16 protein-coding genes are annotated in these 22,529 nt (G+C 43.9%); 4 read left to right on the plus strand and 12 right to left on the minus strand.

The genetic code is table 11. The features are described from left to right. Nucleotides 1–176 precede the first annotated feature (176 nt). The 3 genes from V7K27_RS21690 to V7K27_RS21700 form a co-directional block, all read right to left on the minus strand. Nucleotides 177–1,061, minus strand: a complete 885-nt coding sequence (locus tag V7K27_RS21690) for a hypothetical protein (RefSeq protein ID WP_334950143.1) — start codon at nt 1,059–1,061, stop codon at nt 177–179. A 521-nt stretch (nt 1,062–1,582) separates the two neighbouring features. After that, nucleotides 1,583–1,888: a small RNA NsiR4-regulated ssr1528 family protein gene (locus V7K27_RS21695; protein WP_292765656.1), complete on the minus strand. Its 306-nt coding sequence runs from the start codon at nt 1,886–1,888 to the stop codon at nt 1,583–1,585. A 156-nt stretch (nt 1,889–2,044) separates the two neighbouring features. Beyond that, entirely contained in the window at nt 2,045–2,317 is a 273-nt protein-coding gene (locus V7K27_RS21700) for a hypothetical protein (RefSeq protein ID WP_334950144.1), read from the minus strand. Between V7K27_RS21700 and V7K27_RS21705 the strand changes: the two genes are divergently transcribed. Further along, on the plus strand, nt 2,254–2,490 hold the full coding sequence (locus V7K27_RS21705; protein ID WP_334950145.1) for a hypothetical protein: 237 nt from the start codon (nt 2,254–2,256) through the stop codon (nt 2,488–2,490). The two genes, V7K27_RS21700 and V7K27_RS21705, sit on opposite strands and share 64 nt — an antisense overlap. Here V7K27_RS21705 and ppc read toward each other — a convergent pair. Then, entirely contained in the window at nt 2,453–5,524 is a 3,072-nt protein-coding gene (ppc, locus tag V7K27_RS21710; protein ID WP_334950146.1) for a phosphoenolpyruvate carboxylase, read from the minus strand. The genes V7K27_RS21705 and ppc overlap by 38 nt on opposite strands. A gap of 84 nt (nt 5,525–5,608) precedes the next feature. Beyond that, on the minus strand, nt 5,609–5,863 hold the full coding sequence (locus V7K27_RS21715; protein ID WP_334950147.1) for a hypothetical protein: 255 nt from the start codon (nt 5,861–5,863) through the stop codon (nt 5,609–5,611). Between the two features lie 469 nt (nt 5,864–6,332). On the opposite strand from V7K27_RS21715, the gene V7K27_RS21720 reads away from it, so the two are divergent. From V7K27_RS21720 to psbA, 3 genes are all read left to right on the plus strand, one after another. Continuing rightward, nucleotides 6,333–9,332: a DUF1574 domain-containing protein gene (locus tag V7K27_RS21720; RefSeq protein WP_334950148.1), complete on the plus strand. Its 3,000-nt coding sequence runs from the start codon at nt 6,333–6,335 to the stop codon at nt 9,330–9,332. 162 nt (nt 9,333–9,494) lie between these two features. Next, nucleotides 9,495–10,994, plus strand: a complete 1,500-nt coding sequence (locus V7K27_RS21725; RefSeq protein WP_334950149.1) for an MBOAT family O-acyltransferase — start codon at nt 9,495–9,497, stop codon at nt 10,992–10,994. A gap of 338 nt (nt 10,995–11,332) precedes the next feature. After that, nucleotides 11,333–12,415, plus strand: coding sequence for a photosystem II q(b) protein (psbA, locus tag V7K27_RS21730; protein WP_334950150.1), 1,083 nt, complete (start codon nt 11,333–11,335; stop codon nt 12,413–12,415). A gap of 158 nt (nt 12,416–12,573) precedes the next feature. Here psbA and V7K27_RS21735 read toward each other — a convergent pair whose 3' ends face one another. The 7 genes from V7K27_RS21735 to V7K27_RS21765 all read right to left on the minus strand — a co-directional run bounded on the left by V7K27_RS21735 (nt 12,574) and on the right by V7K27_RS21765 (nt 22,377). Next, entirely contained in the window at nt 12,574–13,290 is a 717-nt protein-coding gene (locus V7K27_RS21735) for a PepSY-associated TM helix domain-containing protein (RefSeq protein WP_334950151.1), read from the minus strand. 47 nt (nt 13,291–13,337) lie between these two features. Then, nucleotides 13,338–13,703: a PepSY-associated TM helix domain-containing protein gene (locus tag V7K27_RS21740; RefSeq protein ID WP_334950152.1), complete on the minus strand. Its 366-nt coding sequence runs from the start codon at nt 13,701–13,703 to the stop codon at nt 13,338–13,340. Nucleotides 13,704–13,870: 167 nt separating this feature from the next. After that, entirely contained in the window at nt 13,871–15,640 is a 1,770-nt protein-coding gene (locus tag V7K27_RS21745) for a TonB-dependent siderophore receptor (protein ID WP_334950153.1), read from the minus strand. Nucleotides 15,641–15,819: 179 nt separating this feature from the next. Then, on the minus strand, nt 15,820–18,483 hold the full coding sequence (locus V7K27_RS21750; protein ID WP_334950154.1) for a TonB-dependent siderophore receptor: 2,664 nt from the start codon (nt 18,481–18,483) through the stop codon (nt 15,820–15,822). Nucleotides 18,484–19,042: 559 nt separating this feature from the next. Beyond that, a complete protein-coding gene (locus V7K27_RS21755; protein ID WP_334950155.1) occupies nt 19,043–20,434 on the minus strand; it encodes a malic enzyme-like NAD(P)-binding protein in 1,392 nt (463 codons plus the stop codon). Nucleotides 20,435–21,106: 672 nt separating this feature from the next. Further along, entirely contained in the window at nt 21,107–21,796 is a 690-nt protein-coding gene (locus V7K27_RS21760; RefSeq protein ID WP_334950156.1) for a Uma2 family endonuclease, read from the minus strand. 194 nt (nt 21,797–21,990) lie between these two features. After that, a complete protein-coding gene (locus V7K27_RS21765) occupies nt 21,991–22,377 on the minus strand; it encodes a hypothetical protein (protein WP_334950157.1) in 387 nt (128 codons plus the stop codon). Between the last annotated feature and the right edge of the window lie 152 nt (nt 22,378–22,529).

Here is a 22,529-nt window from a genome sequence, read left to right on the forward strand (position 1 = left end):
CCGACCCAAAACTTACCGGTTATTGAACCGGGGGACTTAAACCCACGGTACTCGGTTAAGAATTGAGGGAGTGGCGAGTCATTCAATTTTGGATTTTGGATTTTAGATTTTTTTTTCAATCCAAAATCCTCCTAACTCCTGTACAGACGGGATTAATCGCGTCTCTCCTAACTCATTCACTTACCGTAGTAAACCCTGGCATTAGCGTATCCTATATTTCGCAGATATTTATTCCATTCCTCAGCTTGGAATCGATCAGAGAAAGGCCCGACTGCTACGTGTGGGCCTCGTGGTTGCGTCCTTTCGAGGACTGCGCCAGATCGTCCTAAATCTTGGCTAAATCGGGCTAGATTTTGCCTAATTTGGGCTGCGATCGCAGGTAACTGTTCTGAAGTGGTCGGAATGGCGACATAATATCTAGAGACTGGACTAATAGCAGTTATATTATTGCGATTATTGCGATCGCCTACACCTATTTCCTGTCCATTAGCGAAGCTGATAATCCGGGCGCTATATATACCTCGTGACTGTAGCTCACTGACTCGTTGTTGGGCGTTAGATACTTTGTTAAAAACTCCTGACTGAATTACATTCCGTCCTTGATACTGGCGTATATAAGCACTGGGTTCAATCCGACGTATTTGTTGTAGCGTCTGCAAATCACTACCATCAACATAAACTAAGTAGCGCTCAAAGTTCTGGTTATATTGACTAAACTGTGCAGGTTGGGAGGGCTGAAAATTCTGCTCTAATTGATTGTTTTGGATTGGTTGGGAGGGCTGAAAATTTTGCTCTAATTGATTGTCCTGTACTGGTTGTAACTGCGGTGATGGCTGTTGGCTAAAGGGAATTATTGGCGGTGGCGGTAAAATTTCACCTGCTTCTTGAGCCAATAAGACTTTGCTGTTGGGGATTTGTGCATGTGCTGGGGTAGAGTCGGGAATCAGCACTAACCATCCTCCCACTAACAAGGCGAGAAGTCTGTAGCCGCAGAAGCGGCTGAAAGCTGGGTAGGTTGAAAGCCGACCCTCAGAACTTCGGCGCTGCATCCCAAATGGCATAAATTGACTGGGTATTCCTCTCAACATAATAGTAAGAAAGTAATCAAAATATTTTTAGGCAATTTCCATCAGTAACTAATTAGTTCACCGTTGTAGCAACTATATAGTGTTAACGTCAAATTAGCTCATTTCCGTGGCAAAAAATACATCTTTGACCGAAGGAGGAAAGGATACAGAGCAACTAAATTGATTTATGGACAACATAGAAACAATTGTGCCGCGATGCCTAATAAGTTGATGTGCAGCTAAATTGTATAACACGAAAACCCAAAAATATTGTAGTGCGGGCCGAAAAGCCCGCGTCCAATATACAAATTAAATACGCAACGGCTTGAGAAAAATGGTATAAACCACGAAAGACCCCCATAAATAAATTTAGGGGGATCATTAATTTTGAATTTTGAATTTTGAATTTGGAGCGAAGCGACGTGACTTTTTGCTTAAGTTGACACCAATGAGCATTGCTGTGCCCCTACAACATTATGTGCTTCAAATAAATGAAAGCTGCTGTAAAACATCAACTATTTGCCAGTATAAAAAAAGGCAATTTCTTTTTCTTTTAACGGTGCGAAACCAGCATCTACAAGTAATTGGTCGAGTTCTGCTTGGGGAATGTGTTTTGCACCAATTCGCACAATGCGCGATCGCATCGTATTAGAGACGCCACTGCGCTGTCTATTGCCTTCTAGCGCCATGACTTTACCATAAAGTTCGAGCTTGGCGGGCGGAATCGGAGAACCATCAAAATCGATTCCCTGTGCGATCGCCTCATCAATAGCATCAGCACCCGTGGTAGTTTGATTCCCTGAGTTAGTTTCGGTAGGCATGGTGATTTACTCTTCTTCGCTACGGGTAGATTTTACCAGTCTTGCTGACACCAAAGCTGCCTACTGGCTTTTTTGCTATGGATGCACAGATGGGCATTTCTGTCAACCTAACGTTAAAAGGGCGGTTCAAAACTGGTGAATGACCTTCCGCCAAGGCTAATTACGAATTTGTCGCGTCACTAAACCCCCAACAAACGCCCCTAAGATAGTGCCTGTCCAAAGTCCTGTTGTGCTACCTTGCCATATTGCCCCTGGTGTCATCCAAGCGTTGCACATCTCCTTAAAACCCCAAGGTTGGTTTTGGCACTTTTGGCTATGCAGCATTATGGTAATTTGCCCACTAGTATAAGCACCAAAAAAACCTGATGACAGCGCCAAAAAAGTGCAAATTAAAATTCTTCTCCCCCTTCTCTCTCCCTGCTTCCTCATCTCCCTCATCCCCCTCATCCCCCTCATCCCCCTCATCCCCCTCATCCCCCTCATCCCCCTCATCCCCCTCATCCCCCTCATCCCCCTCATCCCCCTCATCTCCCCCACTCCCCACTCCCCACTCCCCACTCCCCATCAACCAGTATTTCTCATCCCAGCAGCAATACCATTAATAGTTAACAATGCCCCTCGCAGTAACTCGCCTTTGCTGTAACGAGAGTGGATGACTCCAGAAGTAGCACTAGTATTTTGGGACTGTCGTAGGCGCTTGAGTAGTGAAACTTGGATAAATCCCAAGGGTACAATTGTGCCATTGCGTAACTGTACAGATCGTTGCAAGACAGGATCACCATCTAACAGTCGATTGTGATCGGTGATTTTTAACACCAAATCTCTTGTCAGATAGAACTCGCTGGCAATTTGATCAAAAACCTTGGCAAAACGAAGTTTATCTTCTGGTTTTGATAATTCCTGGACGTAGTGATGTGCCATTTGCATATCTACTTTTGCCAAGGTCATCTCGGCCTTAGAAATCACCATCTTGAAGAAAGGCCACTTCACGTAAAAGTAACGTAGCAATTTCAAGTGTTCTTCTGGTTCTTCGTTCAAGAATTCTTGTACAGCTGTGCCAACGCCGTACCAGGAAGGCAGCAAAAAGCGAGTTTGTGTCCAGCTAAATACCCAAGGAATAGCTCGTAAACTACTTAAATCTTTCTTACCAGATGGGCGGCGGGCTGGACGGGAACTGATTTGTAGCTGGCTAATTTCTTCAATGGGAGTTACTTCGTGGAAGAAGTCAACAAAATCAGGCTGTTCGTAGATTAAAGCACGATAATGTTGACGCGATCGCGCTGCTAATTCTTCCATAATCTCATTCCAGGGTTCAATATCATCAAACCCTGTTCGCAACAAGCTAGCTTGAATCACAGCCGTGGTGATGGTTTCCATGTGGTATAATGCCAAGTCCAACAAGGAATATTTGGAAGCTAAAACTTCTCCTTGTTCAGTAATCTTGATTCGCCCATTGATACTATGACCCGGTTGAGCCAAAATCGCCTCGTAAGCAGGTCCCCCACCCCGTCCCACAGAACCGCCGCGTCCGTGGAAAATCCGCAAGCTTATATCATAGTTTTCTGCTATTTGTTGCAGTGATTTTTGGGCTTTATGAATTTCCCAGTTGCTACTTAAAAAACCAGAGTCTTTGTTGCTGTCAGAATACCCCAGCATGACTTCTTGCAAGTTGGGGGTGAGAGGCGAGGAAGAGGAAGCAGGGGAAGATGAATTTTCATTGGTATCCTCTGCTTTTGTCTGTTCGTAGCCTCCGGCTAACAAAGCGCGATATAACGGGAGTTCAAAGAGTTTCCGCATGACGCTTCTGGAGCGTTGTAAATCTTCTACTGTCTCAAATAGGGGGACAACTTGAATAGTTCCCACAGCAATGGCGGGATCAAAAAGTCTGGCTTCTTTGGCTAACAGTAGTACTTCCAGCACGTCGCTAACGTCGCGGCACATGCTGATAATGTAAGTTTGACAGATGTTAAGACCAAATTCTTGTTGCAGCGATCGCACGACGCGAAAAGTCTCAATTACATCGTTGGTTTTTTCCGAAAATGGCAATTCTGCCGGAATTAATGGCCGACGGGTTTGCAGTTCTCCGGTGAGCCAAGCGACTCTTTCCTCCTCAGAGAGTTCGTTGTAAGGTTGAGATAATATTTGCAGGTATTCCAGAATCTCATTCAGCGCATCGGCGTGGCGGGATGATTCTTGGCGAATATCTAACTGTGTCAAATTGAAACCAAAAATTTCTACTTGACAGATCAGATTTTCTAATTCTCGACAGCTTAAACCTGTTTCTGTCAAGTTGCGCTCAATCATCCGCAGTTCTGCTAAAAAATCGGCTCCCGAAAGATATAGGGGGCGATCTTGATTTTTTGGCGCTTCCCGATTATATAAAGCTAAATTGCGATCGCGAGTATTTTCCAGCCGTTTCAGCACATAAGCCAGTTTCAGCCGATAGGGTTCTTGTCGATAACGCAACGCCAGTGCGTCGTATACCTCACTCAACTGCGACTGATCCAACTCTAGAGATTCCAGTAAGTCTGGTAAAACATCACTCCAGTGCATCGACACACTCAACAATTCAATCAGATTTTTCACTGACTGAATATATCTCCCTAGCACCATTTTGCGCTGATAGCAAGCTGTTTGCCAGGTAATTTCTGGTGTAACTGATGGGTTTCCATCCCTGTCTGAGCCTACCCAGGAACCGAAGGAGCAAAAGTTTTTACTCGGTGGTTCTAGCCAAGGAAAGGTATTGGATAAAGTGTGTTTGAAACGTTTATAAAGTTGGGGAATGCCATCAAATAAAACTTCTTGGAAGTAGTGCAGGGCATAATCTACTTCATCTAGCACCGTCGGTTTGAACTGGTGAAGTTCGTCTGTGCGCCACCACAGGCGAATTTCTTCGAGCAATTGTTCGCGGACATCTGCTGCTTCCCAAGGATATGCTCCTGGTGTGCTACCAGAGTGGTTTTCCAAGGCATCCAGTTTTTGCAAGAGTTGCACCACCTGTCGCTGCTTATCTCGGATGGTATGACGCACAATTTCCGTCGGGTGCGCGGTGAAAACTAAGCGTACATCCAGATGGGCAATTAGACGTTGAATTTGCTGGGGTGGTACATTCAGTTTGAATAAATAGGGAAACAACGCAGCAAAAGTACCTTTTGGTTTGACTAATTCTTTTTCTAGATAATTCTTTCTCAGCAACTCTGCTGCTAGCCCCCGACTAACAGGCGCGTCATCTTCTCTTTGATTGGACGAATAATTGACATTGGCTGGTGTTTGCGGCTCTGTTGACTCTATTTCTGCCTCATAGCGACTCAATTGCTGCCGTTGTTCGTATTCCTGCTCTATGATGTTAATCAACTGAAAATAGAGAGCGAAAGCACGAGCCGCGCGGATTGCTTCGTTGATATTTAGTTGTTCAATCAATTTGACGGCTGAGGCTGCTTGATCATTTGTTGCTTGTCCTTCTGGTGAACATAAATCGCGCAACTGCCCCAACAGGTCTACCATATTTTGACCGCATTCTTGCCGGAGAACTGACTCCCACAATTCTTCCACTACCTGGAGACGATGACGCAAAAATAATTCCGACACCGGGTATATATCCGCAGTTTGAGACGAAGAGTATAAAAGGGAACCCATATTCTCTATTCTTGTAAAGCTAATTACTGTTTACGGTTCTAGGCTTTGCACTTAATGCTCACCGGGTTGTTCCTGAGCAAATAATTATTTGGTGTATATATTCTCATCGGGATTAGTTTCGTGTTCATCTGGGAAGTCGAGATTGGGTAGGCGATCGCCGCGAAATAATTCTTCACTGGCTTCCCCTATGGCTTCTAATGCTCTGACTGTAGTTTTTCCGGTAAGGAGCAATAGTAATATAGACGCTGTACCTATTTGTAAAAGGAAAGATTGGGGAATGGTAAATAAATCCAGATTGGATGCGGGGTTAGGTGAAGATTGTTGTTTGGTGGGAGGCATTGCTAATTTTTGGTTATGGGAATTATTGAGTAGAGACGCGATTAATCGCGTCTATTTGGAGAGACGCGATTAATCGCGTCTGTACAGGAGTTAGGATGACTCCAACGATCAAGGGATGGAGTTTAAATGGGATAAGCTTGTTGTTTGTTTCGCTCATCAGGGGCGTTAACGCAGTGGGAAGCAAGTCCGGCTTTAAAGGACAAGTGATCAGCTAGTCATATAGAATTATTCTGACTCCTAGCTGCTAACTCCTAACTTCTGATTTCTGACTCCCTATTAGTAAAATAAACGCAAAACTCAACATTAGTCAGACTTGCAACCTGTACAACACTATCTTGTCCGATTTTGTGAGCTACGAAGGTAACAAAATTGTTAAAAAAAAACCGTCAGAGTGTGATAGACCTATGGTTCTAGTTTACAAGTGCAGGCACTATCCCCCAACGATCGCTTTCTGTAAAGTTAACCTCCGATGAAAATAGTATTACCAGATCGCCAGCAATCCTTATTGCAATGGGTAAGCCAAGCAACAGGGATCAACACTTTCGGAGTGAAAGTCCGGTTGCGGGGAAATGACCTTCATATTCTTTGTGAAGGTACAGAATGTCCGCAGCGTTGGCACACTTTGTCTGACTTGCTGCAAGCATTACAGCAAACTGACTTGGATATCCTCACAAGCAACGAAGAACCCTCAATATATCAAGTATTTGTCTATGGCCGCAGAAAAGGGGAACAGCGCCCCAAATGGTGCCATCGAGTTCACTTGAATCAAATAGAAAAGCATCTTGAGCAGGTGCAGCAAGCGCTGTTAGCAGACTCGGAAAAATCAAAACAATCGGGTGGGGCGCTGATTGTCTCTAACGAAAGTTTGGCACGCCAAGGCAACCCAGAAGCGATCGCTCGCTATCTCAGTGAAACTCTGAGTGTATTAGGTGTATCGGTACAAGTAAAGATTAAGCTATATAAGCCAAAGAACTCTCAGCCGGAAGAAAATCGCCTGTGGATATTTTGCCTGTCCAGCTATAGCCCTGATGCATCATTGCTTGCTGAACCAATAGCACAAAAGTTGCGTAATCTCAAGCTTTCCGGCTACCAAGATGCAGTAATTGTTTCCCAGGTGAGCGGCGAAACTGCCCCGGATTGGCTGCTGCGGGTGGATTTGACGCCACCAGAGGTAATGCTGAAAGAGTGGGCGCGTTGGGGGGATATCCAAGCGATCGCTCGATTATTAACTGAGGTATTGTCAGAGTTAAAAGTTGCTGTCCAAGTTTCTCTGAAAGAATCAACTTTACATATTTTTTGTATTCCAGCTTATGATCCCTTGGGAACTGCCCCAATCCCAGACAAGGTAGTATGCTTAGAGGCGATTTTACCGCAGTTAGAAGCGATCGCACCTCAAGGCATTCTCGCCGCCACCGTATACGGACAAAAAGCCGGTGACAAGGAACCCACTTGGATTGATTGGCTAGCTTTACCCGCGACAAAGCATCCCGCCTTGGCCACATCACCGCTAGATTTAGCGAATACTGGCGACCAACCAGCGATCGTATTTTTACTGGAGCGTTTACTCAATCCTGACTTGGATTGGCGACTATTGACAGGAGGAATGCGCGTACTCCTGCTGGTCAAAAATGATTTATTGCACATCATGTGTGATGCACCTGTTTGTCCAGGGCGGGAACAAGTAGCAAATAAAATTAGCCAGTTTATCCGCCAGTTAAAGATTCCTGGTATTATGGGGATACGTGTCTACGGTCGCCGGGCTGGGAATAAAGAACCTTTTTGGCACTATGGCCTTGATCTTGAGCATCGCCAGCGTTTAGTCCCCGAAGCAACCCCAGAATTTGCTGCTACTTCTGAATACGTTAACGATCTAGTAACCTCTGAAACTAACGAACCAATTTTGCGCCCAGATTTAACAACAGAAGACGTTCAAACTTTTGTGACAGAAGTCGCGCGAGATTGGATAGTAACAGCCAGTGCAACAGCGAAAAAATTCCTGTTGACAAGTCAGCTATTTACCGAAAGCCACAAGTCAGCCGAGACAAACCCTGATGCTCAAGGACTTAAAGTGGTTCTGGTTTGGGGAACACTGGGATTATTACTCACCCTCCAAACTGATTGGGTATTGGGTCAAATTATCGCCCACAGTACGCCCACTAATATCTTACCCCCATCATCCTCTGAGCAAAAGGCATCTTTGACATCGGGGAAAAATCAGAGCGATCAAACGAAAATTTCTACCAACACTGCTAAGAGAAAATACCCTCCAAATCAGAGTTCTGTATTTAATGCTTCGGAATTTACCCAAAGTGATAATATCCCGATCAAGAATTTGGCAGCCGCACCACTGAAGGAAAAAGCAACCGCTACCGCTATTCTTTTAGCAGCGCGATCGCAGATGCCAAGTTTCAATGTCAGGCAGTTAGACGAGCAACTAGCACTGTATAAACAGCGTTTGGCTAGAACTGGGACTCCGCCAGATGTGTTGGTTATTGGCTCCTCCCGCGCCCTCAGAGGAGTAGATCCCGCAGCGCTTTCTAAAGCTTTAACGGCTCAGGGCTATCCAAATCTTGACGTGTTTAACTTTGGGATCAACGGTGCTACTGCACAAGTTGTAGACTTTTTGATTCGCCACGTACTGGAACCATCAGAACTGCCTAAAATAATTATCTGGGCAGATGGTGCGCGTGCTTTCAACGGTGGACGCGAGGATATTACCTTTAAATCGATCGCTGCATCAGCTGGTTATAAACAAGCATTCCAAAAAACACCAACAATTGCAAATAGTAATGATTTGCCACAAAATACAGTAAATCCGCCAGAAGAAAAGACAAAGGAAGAAAAACCAGAGATTAGTATCTATGAAGCCGTCAATCAGTCGTTAAATCAGGCTCTAGCATCTGTTTCTGCTAGCTATAAAAACCGCGATCAAATTAAAAGTTTACTGCAAAAGCAACTGCTCATACCTGCTCAGAATCAGACAGTTGCATCAGAAAAACAGCTAACAGATGGTACTTCAGATGAAAGTCCTTCTCAACAAGCAGTTGACTTTGATGGCTTTCTACCTTTGTCTATTCGCTTCAATCCCGCCAGATACTATCAAATACATTCTAGAGTCCCCGGAAATTACGACAACGACTATAAATCTTTCCAAATCGAAGGACAGCAAGATGCTGCCTGTCAAGAAGTGCTTCAGTTTGCCCAGTCTCATAAAATTTCCTTAGTGTTTGTCAACATGCCTCTGACGGGAGATTATTTAGATCCAGTGCGTAGACAATATGAGCAAGAATTTCAGCAATATATGTTGCATTTGGCTACTAATCCCAACTTTATTTATCGTGATTTGAGCCAAAAGTGGATAAAAGCAAATGACTACTTTTCTGACCCCAGCCACCTGAACCGTTTTGGCGCATACGAAGTCTCGAAAAAGTTGGCGAATGATCCGATGATTCCTTGGCCAGTGAAATAGGGGAGTGGGGAGTGGGGAGTGGGGAGTGGGGGATGAGGGAGATGGGGGAGATGGGGGAGATGGGGGAGATGAGGGAGATGAGGGAGATGAGGAGAATAATCAATGACAAATGACAAATGACAAATGACAAATGACAAATGACAAATGACAAATGACAAATAAATGAACTTTATATCAATTTTCTATGGGCTGTTCTTGTTGAGTGTGTTAGGAATTTACTGGTCTTTAGCACAACAGAAATTGCGATTGTGGACGCTGCTAATTGCTAGTTTGGTTTTCTACGCATCTTTGCAGATCCAGTACATACCATTACTATTAGCATTGACGTTTATTAATTTTCGTGTGGGGCTGGAGATTGGAAACAACACATCACCAGGTAAACATTCTCGTGACTGGCAAATTTCTAACGAAGAGTGGCAATTTGCCCAAACTGACTGGAATCTTCGCCGTCTAAAACTTTTGGGGCTGGGTATAACTCTAAATGTTTTACTATTATTAGGTTTTAAGTATTTTACCCCTTTATTCAAGTTTGTTTTTCATCTCCAAACAAACTCACCAGATAGCTCTTTTAAATTGATTGCACCCTTGGGAATTTCATTTTTCACCTTTGAATGCATTGCCTATTTAATAGATGTCTATCGCGGTGCCCCTGCTACCGATCAGTTTCTCAAATTTGCTACGTACAAATTATTCTTCGCCAAACTGATTTCCGGCCCGATTACGCGCTACCACAACTTAGGAAATCAATTCAATACACTAAACTTCCCCAGTAGCGATAGAGTCGCCCAGGCGCTGTGGTTGATTGCTAGGGGCGCAGTCAAAAAAGGTATTTTTGCAGACCACTTGGGAATTTTTGTCGATTTATGTTTTGGTAATTTGCAACGGGCGGGTAGTACCGATCTCTGGTTAGCTACATTCGCCTACGGCTTGCAGTTATATCTAGATTTCAACGGTTACGTAGATATCGCCCGTGGTAGTGCTTTGCTTTTCGGCTTGGTTCTACCTGAGAATTTCGACTTTCCCTATTTCAGCACCAATATTGCCCAATTTTGGCGGCGCTGGCATATTACTCTCGGAGATTGGCTACGTAACTATATCTACTTTCCTTTGGGTGGTTCCCGTCGGGGTTTAGTCCGTACCTGCTGGAATTTACTTATCATAATGCTAATTGCTGGTATTTGGCATGGTGCTGCTTTGGGTTATGTCGTTTGGGGCATATTCCACGGGTTAGCTTTGGTGGTTCATCGACTTACAGATGCGATGAGCGATCGCTTTGAAAGTTTAGAAGAATTCTGGCAAAATCCTCTGGGGATCTTTGTCGCTTGGTTCTTGACTCAACTGATGGTTTTTACCTCTTGGATTTGGTTCCGCCTACCTAATCTCCAAGACTCTTCTTTGGTATTTCGGCATCTTTGGGGTTATCCAGCTGACGCCCAGTTTGCTGAAAAGGTCTACGTGGAAGCCTTAAATATGAGCCAATACCAACTCACTTGGGTACTTCTAGCGATCGCTGCACTTATGGCTGTAGTCTATGCCTTCAACCGAATTCTGAAGTTAGAGTTGAACTGGCCTCTTAAGCTTGTCTTCGTGCCTCTATGTTTCTACGCTGTTTGGTTATTAGCTCCTGAAGGCAGTTTGCCATACATCTACTTTGATTTTTAACTCAAACATCAGAGAATAAGTTCTATATTGTCTCGTTACAAGTCAGCAACACTTAAAATTTTGACCACAGGCTAATTGTAAAGAAGTGTAAAGGAAAATAGCTAGGCGATCGCGTCATTGAAAGTTAAATTTCCTTTGGTGTTGAAATACCTTAATCAAGCCTCAATTCATTATTATTTCATAGTAGGAAAACTTTCCAGTTTGATGAGTTTGTTAAATAACAATATTACAGAATATTAAGTAACATCTGGTGTCAAAGTAAATTCATATAAACTGTAATTCAACAGGCGAAAAATCCGCTTGTTCCATATTTAACAACCCATCGCACTTATAAAACCATGACCACAACCTTACAACGGCGCTCTAGCGCTAGCGTATGGGATCGCTTCTGCGAGTGGATCACCAGCACCGACAACCGTATATATATTGGTTGGTTTGGCGTTTTGATGATTCCTACTCTGCTAGCTGCGACCACCTGCTTCGTGATTGCTTTCATCGCTGCTCCTCCTGTGGACATCGATGGTATCCGCGAACCAGTTGCAGGTTCTTTGATCTACGGAAATAACATCATCTCTGGTGCAGTTGTTCCTTCTTCAAACGCCATCGGCTTGCACTTGTACCCAATCTGGGAAGCTGCTTCCTTAGATGAGTGGTTGTATAACGGTGGTCCTTACCAGTTGGTAGTTTTCCACTTCTTGCTCGGTTGCGCTGCCTACCTGGGTCGTCAGTGGGAACTTTCTTACCGCTTAGGTATGCGTCCTTGGATCTGCGTAGCTTACAGCGCACCTTTGGCTTCCGCTACCGCAGTATTCTTGATCTACCCCATCGGTCAAGGTTCTTTTTCCGATGGTATGCCTTTGGGAATCTCTGGAACCTTCAACTTCATGATTGTGTTCCAAGCAGAACATAACATCTTGATGCACCCCTTCCACATGTTAGGTGTGGCTGGTGTATTCGGCGGTTCCTTGTTCTCTGCAATGCACGGTTCTCTAGTAACTTCTTCCTTGGTGCGTGAAACCACCGAAACCGAATCATTAAACTACGGTTACAAGTTCGGTCAAGAAGAAGAAACCTACAACATCGTTGCAGCCCACGGCTACTTCGGTCGTTTGATCTTCCAATACGCTTCTTTCAACAACAGCCGTTCACTGCACTTCTTCCTAGCAGCTTGGCCTGTCGTCGGCATCTGGTTCACCGCTTTGGGTATCAGCACGATGGCATTCAACCTGAACGGTTTCAACTTCAACCAATCAATTATTGACTCTCAAGGTCGCGTCATCAGCACTTGGGCAGACGTAATCAACCGCGCTAACTTGGGTATGGAAGTAATGCACGAGCGTAACGCTCACAACTTCCCCCTAGACTTAGCTGCTGGTGAAGTTTATCCTGTAGCAATGACTGCTCCTGCTATCAACGGTTAATATTTCAGTATTAGCTAAATAAAAAGCGCCTTCCAGAAATGGGGGGCGTTTTTTAGTTGTAATTATTTTAAAATGAAGCGTTTACAGCAGAAATCATGTATTTGAACCACATCTGTCGTAGGGGCACAGCACTGCTGTGCCCCTACCGCGTGGTCTATTTACCTGAAAATAGCTGTAATAGATCGTGTAGGAGATTTTGTTCGATAGCGATCGCGCCACATCACGAAGCCAGTAACGAATAAAATTAACGGTGCAAGTCCGACAAAAACGTAGAAAATCCGAGATGGAAGTCCCCAAAAAGTGCCGTAGTGCAGGGGTACAAAAGAATTGAGGACGCGATCGCCCAACGGCATCTTTAAAGCATTATCAACTCGCAAAACCTTACCCGTATATTGGTCAAGATAAACATTACTATTCCCATACTCTTCATTTTCCTGCGGTAGCTTCATGCGAATTTGTAGAGCCTCTTCTGGTTTACTGGGAAAATAAATGCTCTTGGTAACAGCACCAGGTAAGGTAGCATCAGCAATTTTCAGTTGTTCTGTCAATCCTAATGTTGATTTACTAGGAATTGGCTTGGATACTGGCTCGGATGGTTTTTGGGTGAATGTGATAGCGTAAATAATCGGCTCAGTCAAATCGTAGAAGTTCCAGCAAAAGCCCGTAAAGCCAGTAAAGAATAAAAAGACCACAGTGATAATGCCAGCCACTTTGTGAATGTCAAAATTCACCCGCTTGGGATGAGCATCAAACTTAATTTTGAAGCCTGCAATCAATTTGCGCCAACCAGGCCAGAGAACTAAACCTGTGATGGTAAGTATACACATTAAAAAGGCAGCAATGCCAACAATTACAGTTCCGGTTTGACCTGCCATCAAGCTGTAGTGCAAATTAAGTATTAGACCAATTGGGGTTTTATCCGTTATCGCTCACCGATAATTTTGCCTGTATGAGGGTTGACAAAAACCTCTTTCCTTTGCACATCAGTTGATGACAACTGCCCCACGTAGGGAGAAGAAGGAGTATCTGGCAAATAAATCCGAAAAAGATGGAAATCACCTCGCGCGGGATACTTCGCCTCAATTGTATTCACTACAGACTCTGGAGATAACTGCACCTGTTGGGGAGTAATGTGTCCATACTGTTGACTAATCATAAAGTGGTCAAAATCTTGCTCGAACACTAACAGGCTACCTGTCAAGCCAACGACAATTAACAACAGTCCAACACAAAAACCGATAGAGCGGTGCAGGTAAAAAACGATATCACGTACTTTTTTCCGGTTCATAATCGCCACGAAAGTAAGTTGGATTTTTTACCCCTCTCAATACTCCCGATGCATTGGGGGGAAGAATTAGACCCCCTCCCCAATGCATCGACGAGGGTTAGGGTTGAGTAATCAAAAAGTGGTCGGAATCTTGCTCGAACACTAAAAGGCTACCTGTAAAATTGAGCTTAGAAAGTGAAAGAAACAGAGCCAATCACCGTAAACGGATCACCTGGGTAAACAACGTTGCGTCCCTGAGTTTCTACATAGTAGTTAACGTCAAAAAGATTTTTGAAATTTAGACCAACCCTCCAGTTATCTTGCTTGTAAAACAGCGCTGCATCTGTGCGAAAATAACTGGGCAGGGTAAGAGATTTGTCAATTTCTCCGGGGCGATCGCCCACATAATACAGACCTAAACCAAAGCCCAACCCTTTAAAATTGCCTTGCTGAAGTTCGTAAGTTGTCCAGAAACTGGCAGTATTTTCTGCCACGTTTTGCAGGCGATTGCCTACAGGTAAGTCATTATCACGGGTGACTCTGGCATCTGTATAACCATAGGAAGCAATCACATTCCAACCTGGTGTTAGTTGTCCGACGATATCAAGTTCAATGCCCTTGCTCGTTTGTTCCCCCACCTGAATGGAGTAATTAGAATCAGTGGGATCACTAGTTAAAACGTTGGCTTTTGTGAGGTGGTAAGCTGCCAATGTTGCGGAGAGTTTGCCGTCAAACATCTCTCCTTTTATGCCTACTTCGTACTGTTTGCTGCGTTCGGGAACAAAAGGTGAGTTGTCCCTAGACCGTCCATACTGTGGTACAAAGGATTCTGCATAGCTTGCATACAGAGAAATTGGAGGGATGGGTTGATAGACAATACCAACACGCGGTGTGAAGGCGGAATTATTGTCATTCGTTGCACTTTGGGCTACTAAATCCTTCTGTAAAATATTGACTGTATCAAAACGACCGCCCAGGAGTAGCTTGAGGTTTTCAGCTATAGTTACCTGGTCTTGCAGATAAAAGCCTAATGTATCTGTGAAATTTTGAACTACGTAAGGGGTAGTGGGACGGGTAATCGGAACAAAGTAAACGGGATTGAAAATATCGATAGATGCAAAAGGCCCGTTAGAAAAGCCATTGGAAACATTGGTGTAACGGTTCAGGTCTACGCCAAACAGCAGCTTGTGGGTAATTGTTCCTGTTTTGAAGTTACCAATAACATCTGTCTGGAGTCTGTAGTCTTCTTGGACAGTTCCACCAAAATTAGCAATATCCCTAGTTGCTGTGCGTCCATCTGCTTCTAGATCGTCTATCTGAACGCGGATTTCATCATTCTTGAATATGTTGGTGGAGAAGGCTTGACGCAATTGCCAATCCCGACTGAAGCGGTGTTCGAGATTGTACCCAAACTTGTAGTTAGTGATAGTGCTTTCGTTAATGGAGGGTTCACCAAAAAATCGACTGATGGGAACTGACCCAGGGCGATCGCCAATTGCAATCACTCCGCGATCGGGTTTAAAATCTCTGTCTGTGTATTCAAAGAAGAACTTTAAATCCGTATTTTCGCTCACTTTCCAAGCTATGACTGGTGCAACAAATAGACTCTGGGAACTAATAAAATCTCTGAAACTACCAGCATTATCGTAGGCAATGTTGAGACGATAGAGCAGGGTTTTATCTACATTCAGAGGCCCTGATAAATCCAATGCGGAGCTATAAGATGAAAAACTCCCAACACTCAGATCAACATTGTAGTAGGGGTCGCTTAGAGGTTTCTTCGTCACAATATTGACAATCCCACCTGGTTCAGTTTCTCCGAACAGTACCGATGCTGGACCCTTGAGTACTTCAACCCGCTCGACATTTGCAAAATCTGTGGATGGGTTTATGTATGATTGGTTGCTTGGGTGGTAGCAAGCTGTTGCGTATTTAATTTGTATATTGGACGCGCTCATGTTGCCCGCACTACAATATTTTTTGGTTTTCGTGTTATGCAATTTAGCTGCACATCAAGTTAATGCGATCGCATTTAGGGACTTCCAAGTGAAAAAATGTCCTATGGGACTAATTGGTTTGTCTTCCCCTTAAAAAAAGGGGAGAAAAGCTCTTTTGCTCCCGGAGGGCTAGGTTGGGGTTAAAAAGTCACTGAAATTGTGCCTTGAACCGTAAACGGTGCTTGGGGGAAGATTAGGTAGCCGTTGGTTTCGGAATAATTGATATTAAAGATGTTCTTGAAATTGAGTGAAGCTCCCCAATGATCCCGTTTGTATGAAATTGCGGCATTAGTTGTGACATAGGAAGGAAGGGTATAGGGGTCTGACTGGTTAGCAATGCGATCGCCGACAAAAAACAACCCAGCACCAAACTGTAACCCTTGCAAATCACCACGTTGAATTTCGTAGGTTGTCCACAGACTAGCACCATGATAGGGTGCATTTTGAAACCGCTTACCTATGATTGTGGAGTCGCTATCTTCGCTGACAGAGGCATCATTTAAATAACCAGAAGCGATCACCTTCCAACCCGGTAAAATCTGTCCGGCAATATCCAGTTCAATACCTCGACTTTTCACCTCTCCAACGGGAATTGAATAATCTGGATTTTTAGGATCTACGGTAGCAATGTTAGTTTTGGTAATGTCATAGGCAGCTAGTGTTGCGGAAAGTCGTTTATCAAAAAGTTCAGCTTTAACGCCCACCTCATACTGTGTACTACGAGAAGGCTCTATGAACTGTTTGTTTACTGTCTGGGCATCGTTTGGTTCAAACGATCGACTGTAACTGGCATACAGCGATATCGGTTCTATCGGTTGATAAACAATCCCCACACGCGGAGAAAAAGCTTCATCGTAAAAAATGGAATCAATCTCTTGGGTACCGTTGTTGATAAAGTCGTATCTGCCACCTAAAAGCAATTTCAGATTTGGCAGTAATGTCACTTGGTCTTGTAGATAAATTCCCTGGGTATTGCTGATCGAAGCTGACCCAAAACTCTCTAAAGTCTTTGGATAAGTTATCAAGCCATAAGTCGGATTAAAAATGTCTATTTTAGGAAAATCACCATTAAAAATGAAGCCTGCGTTCCGACTAGTATTCCGAATCAATTCAAACCCAAACAGCAGTTGATGAGCGATGGAACCCGTGTTGAATTTACCAATTAAATCTGTTTGCAGCGTTAAACTATCGTTGTAACTTACACCCCCAGATAACTGGCGGTCCAAAGTTCGACCATCTGCTTCTACATCAGCATACTGATTAGAATATTCACCATTCAGGTATTCAAATCGCCCAGTAAATCCACTCCTGAGTCGTAAATTATCGCTAAACTGTTGGTCTAATGTTACATTGAAACGATGGACTTGAACAATTTGATAATCAACAGGTTCGCCCAAATTGCGATTTCTTGGCAAGTTAGAAAAGGCAGAGAAAGGTGGAAAGCCTCGGTCGAACCCAAAATTCCCGTCAAGATATTCATAGGCGAAGTTTAGGGTTGTTGCATCACTAATCTTGTAGGTGAAAGCCGGAGATATAAAGAAAATTTTATTGTTAATGAAATCCCGATAGCTGCTAGAATTCTCATTGGAAATATTCAACCGATACAACAATCGTTTGTCATCGGTGAGTGGTCCTGAGAAGTCGAGTGAGGGCTTGTAAAAATCGTAGCTGCCGACGGTAAACTCAGCTGAATAATAGGGTTCGTTCAAGGGTTGCTTTGTGATGTAATTCACTATACCTCCTGGTGAGGACTGTCCGTACAACACTGATGCTGGCCCTTTGAGTACTTCCACTCGCTCAATATTGGCACCATCAGTAAAGAAAGGTGCAGTTACAAATCCATCCCTTAAGACAGAATTACTTACAAAACCGCGCAGGTTGACATCGCCAACGAGGTTGCCATAGCCCGATTGGATTGTTGCACCAGACACGTTACGAACGGCATCTGAAATCCGTGTGATTCCCTGATCTTTGATCACTTGTTGAGGAATCACCTGAATCGACTGAGGAATGTCGCGCAGAGGCGTGTCGGTTTTAGTCGCGGTTGACGCATCAGGTACACGATATCCATCTTGCTCACCCGTTACTACCAACTCAATTGGTTCATCACCCGAAGTTGATGGTTGAGTTGGCTGTGCTTGATTACCTGGCTTTTGTTGTTCAGGAGTTGGTTGAGTTTGCGGTTGTTGTTGCGCGGACGATGCTGCACTAGCCACAGAGAAGATAAGACCCTCATTTGGACTATCAAACAATTCGACTGTTGGTAGACTCCCCTCACCAATCACTGTGACTCGGATAGTATTGGCATCAAAGTTAGTAACTGTTATCTCACGAAGACCCGCAATTGGTTTTTCAGAGCGAAATGTGAATGTTTCACCCGATGGTAGGCGCAGTTGAGCATTAGGAATATCAGTGATGAAATTGCTACCAGCACTGCGATTGACTAGTTGCAACTGTTCCCCTTTGGTAGTCTGTAAAATAATCTCCAGACCTTTGGCAGTGGGATTTGCTTTTACTGCTGTAACTTGCACAACTGAAGTTGGTGGCGTGTTTGGTGCTGCCGACTGTACCAGTAACATTTGGGCGCTGGTAATAGCGGATTCTACCTCAGTTAGTTGCTTAGGAATGCGAGTTACTTGATCTGGTTTAGCTTCTTGCACTAGTTTCGCAGGGCGAAGCCAATTAACCAATGAATCAGATTTGGGAATATTTTGCGCTTTCGCAGGCTTAACCACCAAAACCGTTAAAACTATCAACAGCCACTCCACTCTACAACTGAAGATTTTGAATATTCGCTTACTCATTCCTCACCACATACCGTAGTATCCCAGATTCCAGGAATCTTTATTTAGGATTTATTATCAATAGAATACAGTAGTTTGTGGCGAAAAATCCTATTAATGTATATGCCGAAACGGATTTTTTTAGGTGTTTTGGTGAAGTTGCTCCTGTAGCAATGACTGCTCCTGCTATCAACGGTTAATATTTCAGTATTAACTAAATAAAAAGCGCCCTCCATTTCTGGAGGGCGCTTTTTATTTGTAATTACAGCAGAATTGGTGAATTGAGGAGTAAAACAGGTTTTATACCTGGCTTTCAGACTTAACTGGTGTACTTCACTTTCCTTGAAATCTGCTGTATGTTATACCAATTCTGCATGAAGGTGCGCCAAACTATATGAGGAACGAACCGCAAAGGGCGCAAAGGACACAAAGAAAGAAAGAAAGAAAGAAAGAAAGAAAGAAAGAAAGAAAGAAAGAAAGAAAGTTTGGCGCAGCCTTACAAAGAAATGGTATTAGGCGAGGTCTAAATCCCCATTACAAAACTGTACTTCCGACTTCCGACTTCCGACTTCCGACTTGTTTAATTTCGAGCGATACCTTCTTCACGCGCTGCACGTTGCACAGCAGCAGCAACAGCAGTGACGACGCGCTTATCAAAGACGGAAGGAATAATATGATCCCGATCCAAGTCTGAAGGATTGACTAAGGAGGCGATCGCACTTGCGGCTTCCAGGTACATTTTGATAGTAATTGTCTGTGCCCGACAATCTAAAGCACCACGGAATACCCCAGGAAAAGCGAGGACGTTATTGATTTGATTGGGGTAGTCGCTGCGACCTGTAGCGATCACAGCAACATCTTCACTGATTAATTCTGGCTGAATCTCTGGAATCGGATTTGCCATTGCAAACACAATTGGGTCTTTCGCCATTGAATGCACCATTTCTGGTGTCAAAACTCCCGGTACACTAACACCAATAAACACATCTGCCCCTTGCATTGCACCCGCTAATGTACCCTGAGCTTTCACGGCAAATTCGAGTTTTTCTTCTGTCAAGTCGGTGCGACTAGTAGAGATAATCCCTTTAGAGTCACACATCCAGATTTTTTCTGCCCCAGCTTTACGGAGTAACCGAGCGATCGCTACTCCCGCCGCCCCAGCACCGTTAATCACGATCTTGATTTCCCCTATTGACTTTTGTACCAGCTTTAGGGAATTAAACAAGGCGGCTAAGGTGACAATTGCTGTACCGTGCTGGTCATCGTGAAAAACGGGGATATCTAACTCCTGGCGTAATCTCTTTTCAATTTCAAAGCAGCGAGGGGCAGCGATATCCTCTAAATTCACGCCTCCAAACACCGGAGCGATATTCTTAACTGTCTGGATAATCTCTTCTGTATCTTGGGTAGCCAGACAAATGGGAAAAGCATCCAGCCCCGCAAATTCCTTAAACAGCATTGCTTTGCCTTCCATAACTGGTAGGGCGGCGGCTGGGCCGAGATTTCCTAAACCCAAAACGGCACTACCATCGGTAACAATGGCAACAGTGTTTTGTTTGATGGTTAACTTGTAAACTTCCTCTGGGTCTTGAGCGATCGCTGTACAAATTCGACCGACTCCAGGCGTGTAAGCCATTGCTAGATCGGAAACACTCTTCAGGGGAATTCTGCTGACAATGCTGATTTTGCCACCGCGATGCAAATTAAAGGTGCGATCATAGACACTGAGTAACTTGATGTCTGGCAATGCTTTCACTGCTTGCACAATAGTTTCAGCGTGTTCAGTACTAGCAGCATCCACAGTCAGATCGCGGATAGACTCTTTGCGGGTTTGCTCGATTAAATCAATTTGACCGAGATTACCGCCAGTGGCTGCGATCGCGTGGGTTATTGACGCTAACATCCCGATGCGATTGGGAATCTGCAAGCGCAGCGTCAAACTAAAACTAGAATTAGGAGTTAGGTCTGCCATGTTGATTTTGGATTTTAAGTTTTAGATTTTATATTGAATTGAGACAAAAACTAAAATCTGAGATTTGTTAGTCAGTGAAAACCCAATGAATGTAAACTCTTGAGATAACCGTCAGTAGTTAGTTTACTCACTGCTGAGATTTTTGATAAGTATTTTTATTTATACCAATGCATTTACTAATATAAATGAGTAACAATTTAGTAATTGTACCCAAATACACCAGATATTTTTTTAATATTTTATCTATGTAAATATTTGTATAACTATAGCTTCATAAAAAAAGCACCCTCCAGACAGAGAGCGCGGTGAATTTTATCTGACAATTAAGCGTGGATTGCCGGCGCCGCAGCTACGCCCGTCGTAGACATCGTTGCCACAGGTACTGCCTCACCAGCCGCCAGATCCAGAGGGAAGTTGTATTAAGTTTTATAAGAAGAATTCAGAACTCAGGAGCGGAGCCGGAGCAGGGCGAAAGCGAGGCATCAGAATGAGCGTATGAATTCTGTACGAGTGGGTGATGAATATTGGTCAAAAGCGAGTGGAATGGTGGGCGAAAAAAATTAAAATATTCTCGCCTTAAAACTCTATCCCTTTATGGGTAGAGTGTTTTGAATTCAGAATTCTGAATTCTGAATTCTGAATTCTGAATTCTGAATTCTGACTCCTGTTTTATTAAGCTAAACGCTCAACAAAGTCAGCGTGTTCTTTTGAATTTAACCCTTGTTGCAGCACTGCTAAAACTTTCGTCATGTCTCCAGTAATTAGTGAGGTGACAGCTAACCACAAACCTGGAAATACCCTACTTTTAATCACGCCATCTGCATCTGCCACGAGTGGCAAATATTCACCATTTTGCAAACAGAACCAATCGAGTTTATTTTCCAAAGTCTGCCAGACGATATATTCCTGCACTCCGTTGCGACGATAGGCGCGTTTTTTGTCGTATAAATCAATAGATGCACTACTGGCTGCTACTTCTGCTACTAATTCTGGTGCGCCTTCTACGTAATCATCTTCGCTGATTTGTGCCTGTCCTCTGGTTGGTTTATCTATTAACAGCAAAACATCAGGTTGTGGTTCATTATCTAAATCCAAGCGCACGGTAGCATTGTCACCTAGCGCTACGCCTGGAGTGGAAACTTGATAAACTCCCAACCAAGTGATTAACTGTCCATGAGGTTGTCCATGACTTCTAAAACGCAGTGGTGAGGCCACGTAGACGACTCCTTCGATTAATTCTGCTTTTTTATAAGGCATTGCTGTATAACGACGCTCGAATTCGTGGCGGGTTAAGCGATCGCCACTTTCTAAGGGAGGAATAAAAGCGCTATTATTTAAGCCATGTTCCACAGAAGCCGTCATGACGTGATTCCTCATCCGCAGGAGTTATAGCTTGAATTTAACATAGGGGAATTGTTGGGGACGATCGCAGATTAACCATTAAATCTAGCACGTAGTAGGGGCAATTCATGAATTGCCCCTACAAAACGATATGGGTTTTCCGAGTATATGTATTTTGTTTTTTTTGTCAATGCGATCGCACTTCAATTTTTGGTTTAGGGGACTTGAATTTCTCCACCTTGTGGTTTTGATAATGCTTGTAATTCTTCCCAAGAATAGTGACGGGGTAGTTCAATTGGTTTGTGATTGGCTCCTAATCCCAATCCAATTGTCGGCTGGAGTTCTTCAATGAATTCTCCAGCGTACTCTACCAACTTCTTGGCTGCAACGCTACCAGTAATTGCCCCTGCAACCACACCAATTGCAGCACCCATTTTACCACCAATGGAGCGACCTAGTGCGGCTCCGGCAACGCCACCTCCCACAGCACCTAGATTTGTAGCCAGGGGATGAGGCAAATCTGTCGCTTCTAAATCCTCCGGTTGAGATTCAATCTGTGGTTGCTGTTGTGGTGTAATTTGCCCTTGATCATTTGTCATCATGTTTCGTCCTTTTTGTCCTTACAAACAACTAATAGACTAATGCGAAAATAGAATCTAAAACCCTTGTGCAGTTTGGGCTGATACCTAATTTATGGAGAGGTCTAAGCTGTTGCGTATTTAATTTGTATATTGGACGCGGGCTTTTCGGCCCG

The sequence above is a fragment of the Nostoc sp. genome (assembly GCF_036919575.1).
Lineage (GTDB): Bacteria > Cyanobacteriota > Cyanobacteriia > Cyanobacteriales > Nostocaceae > Nostoc.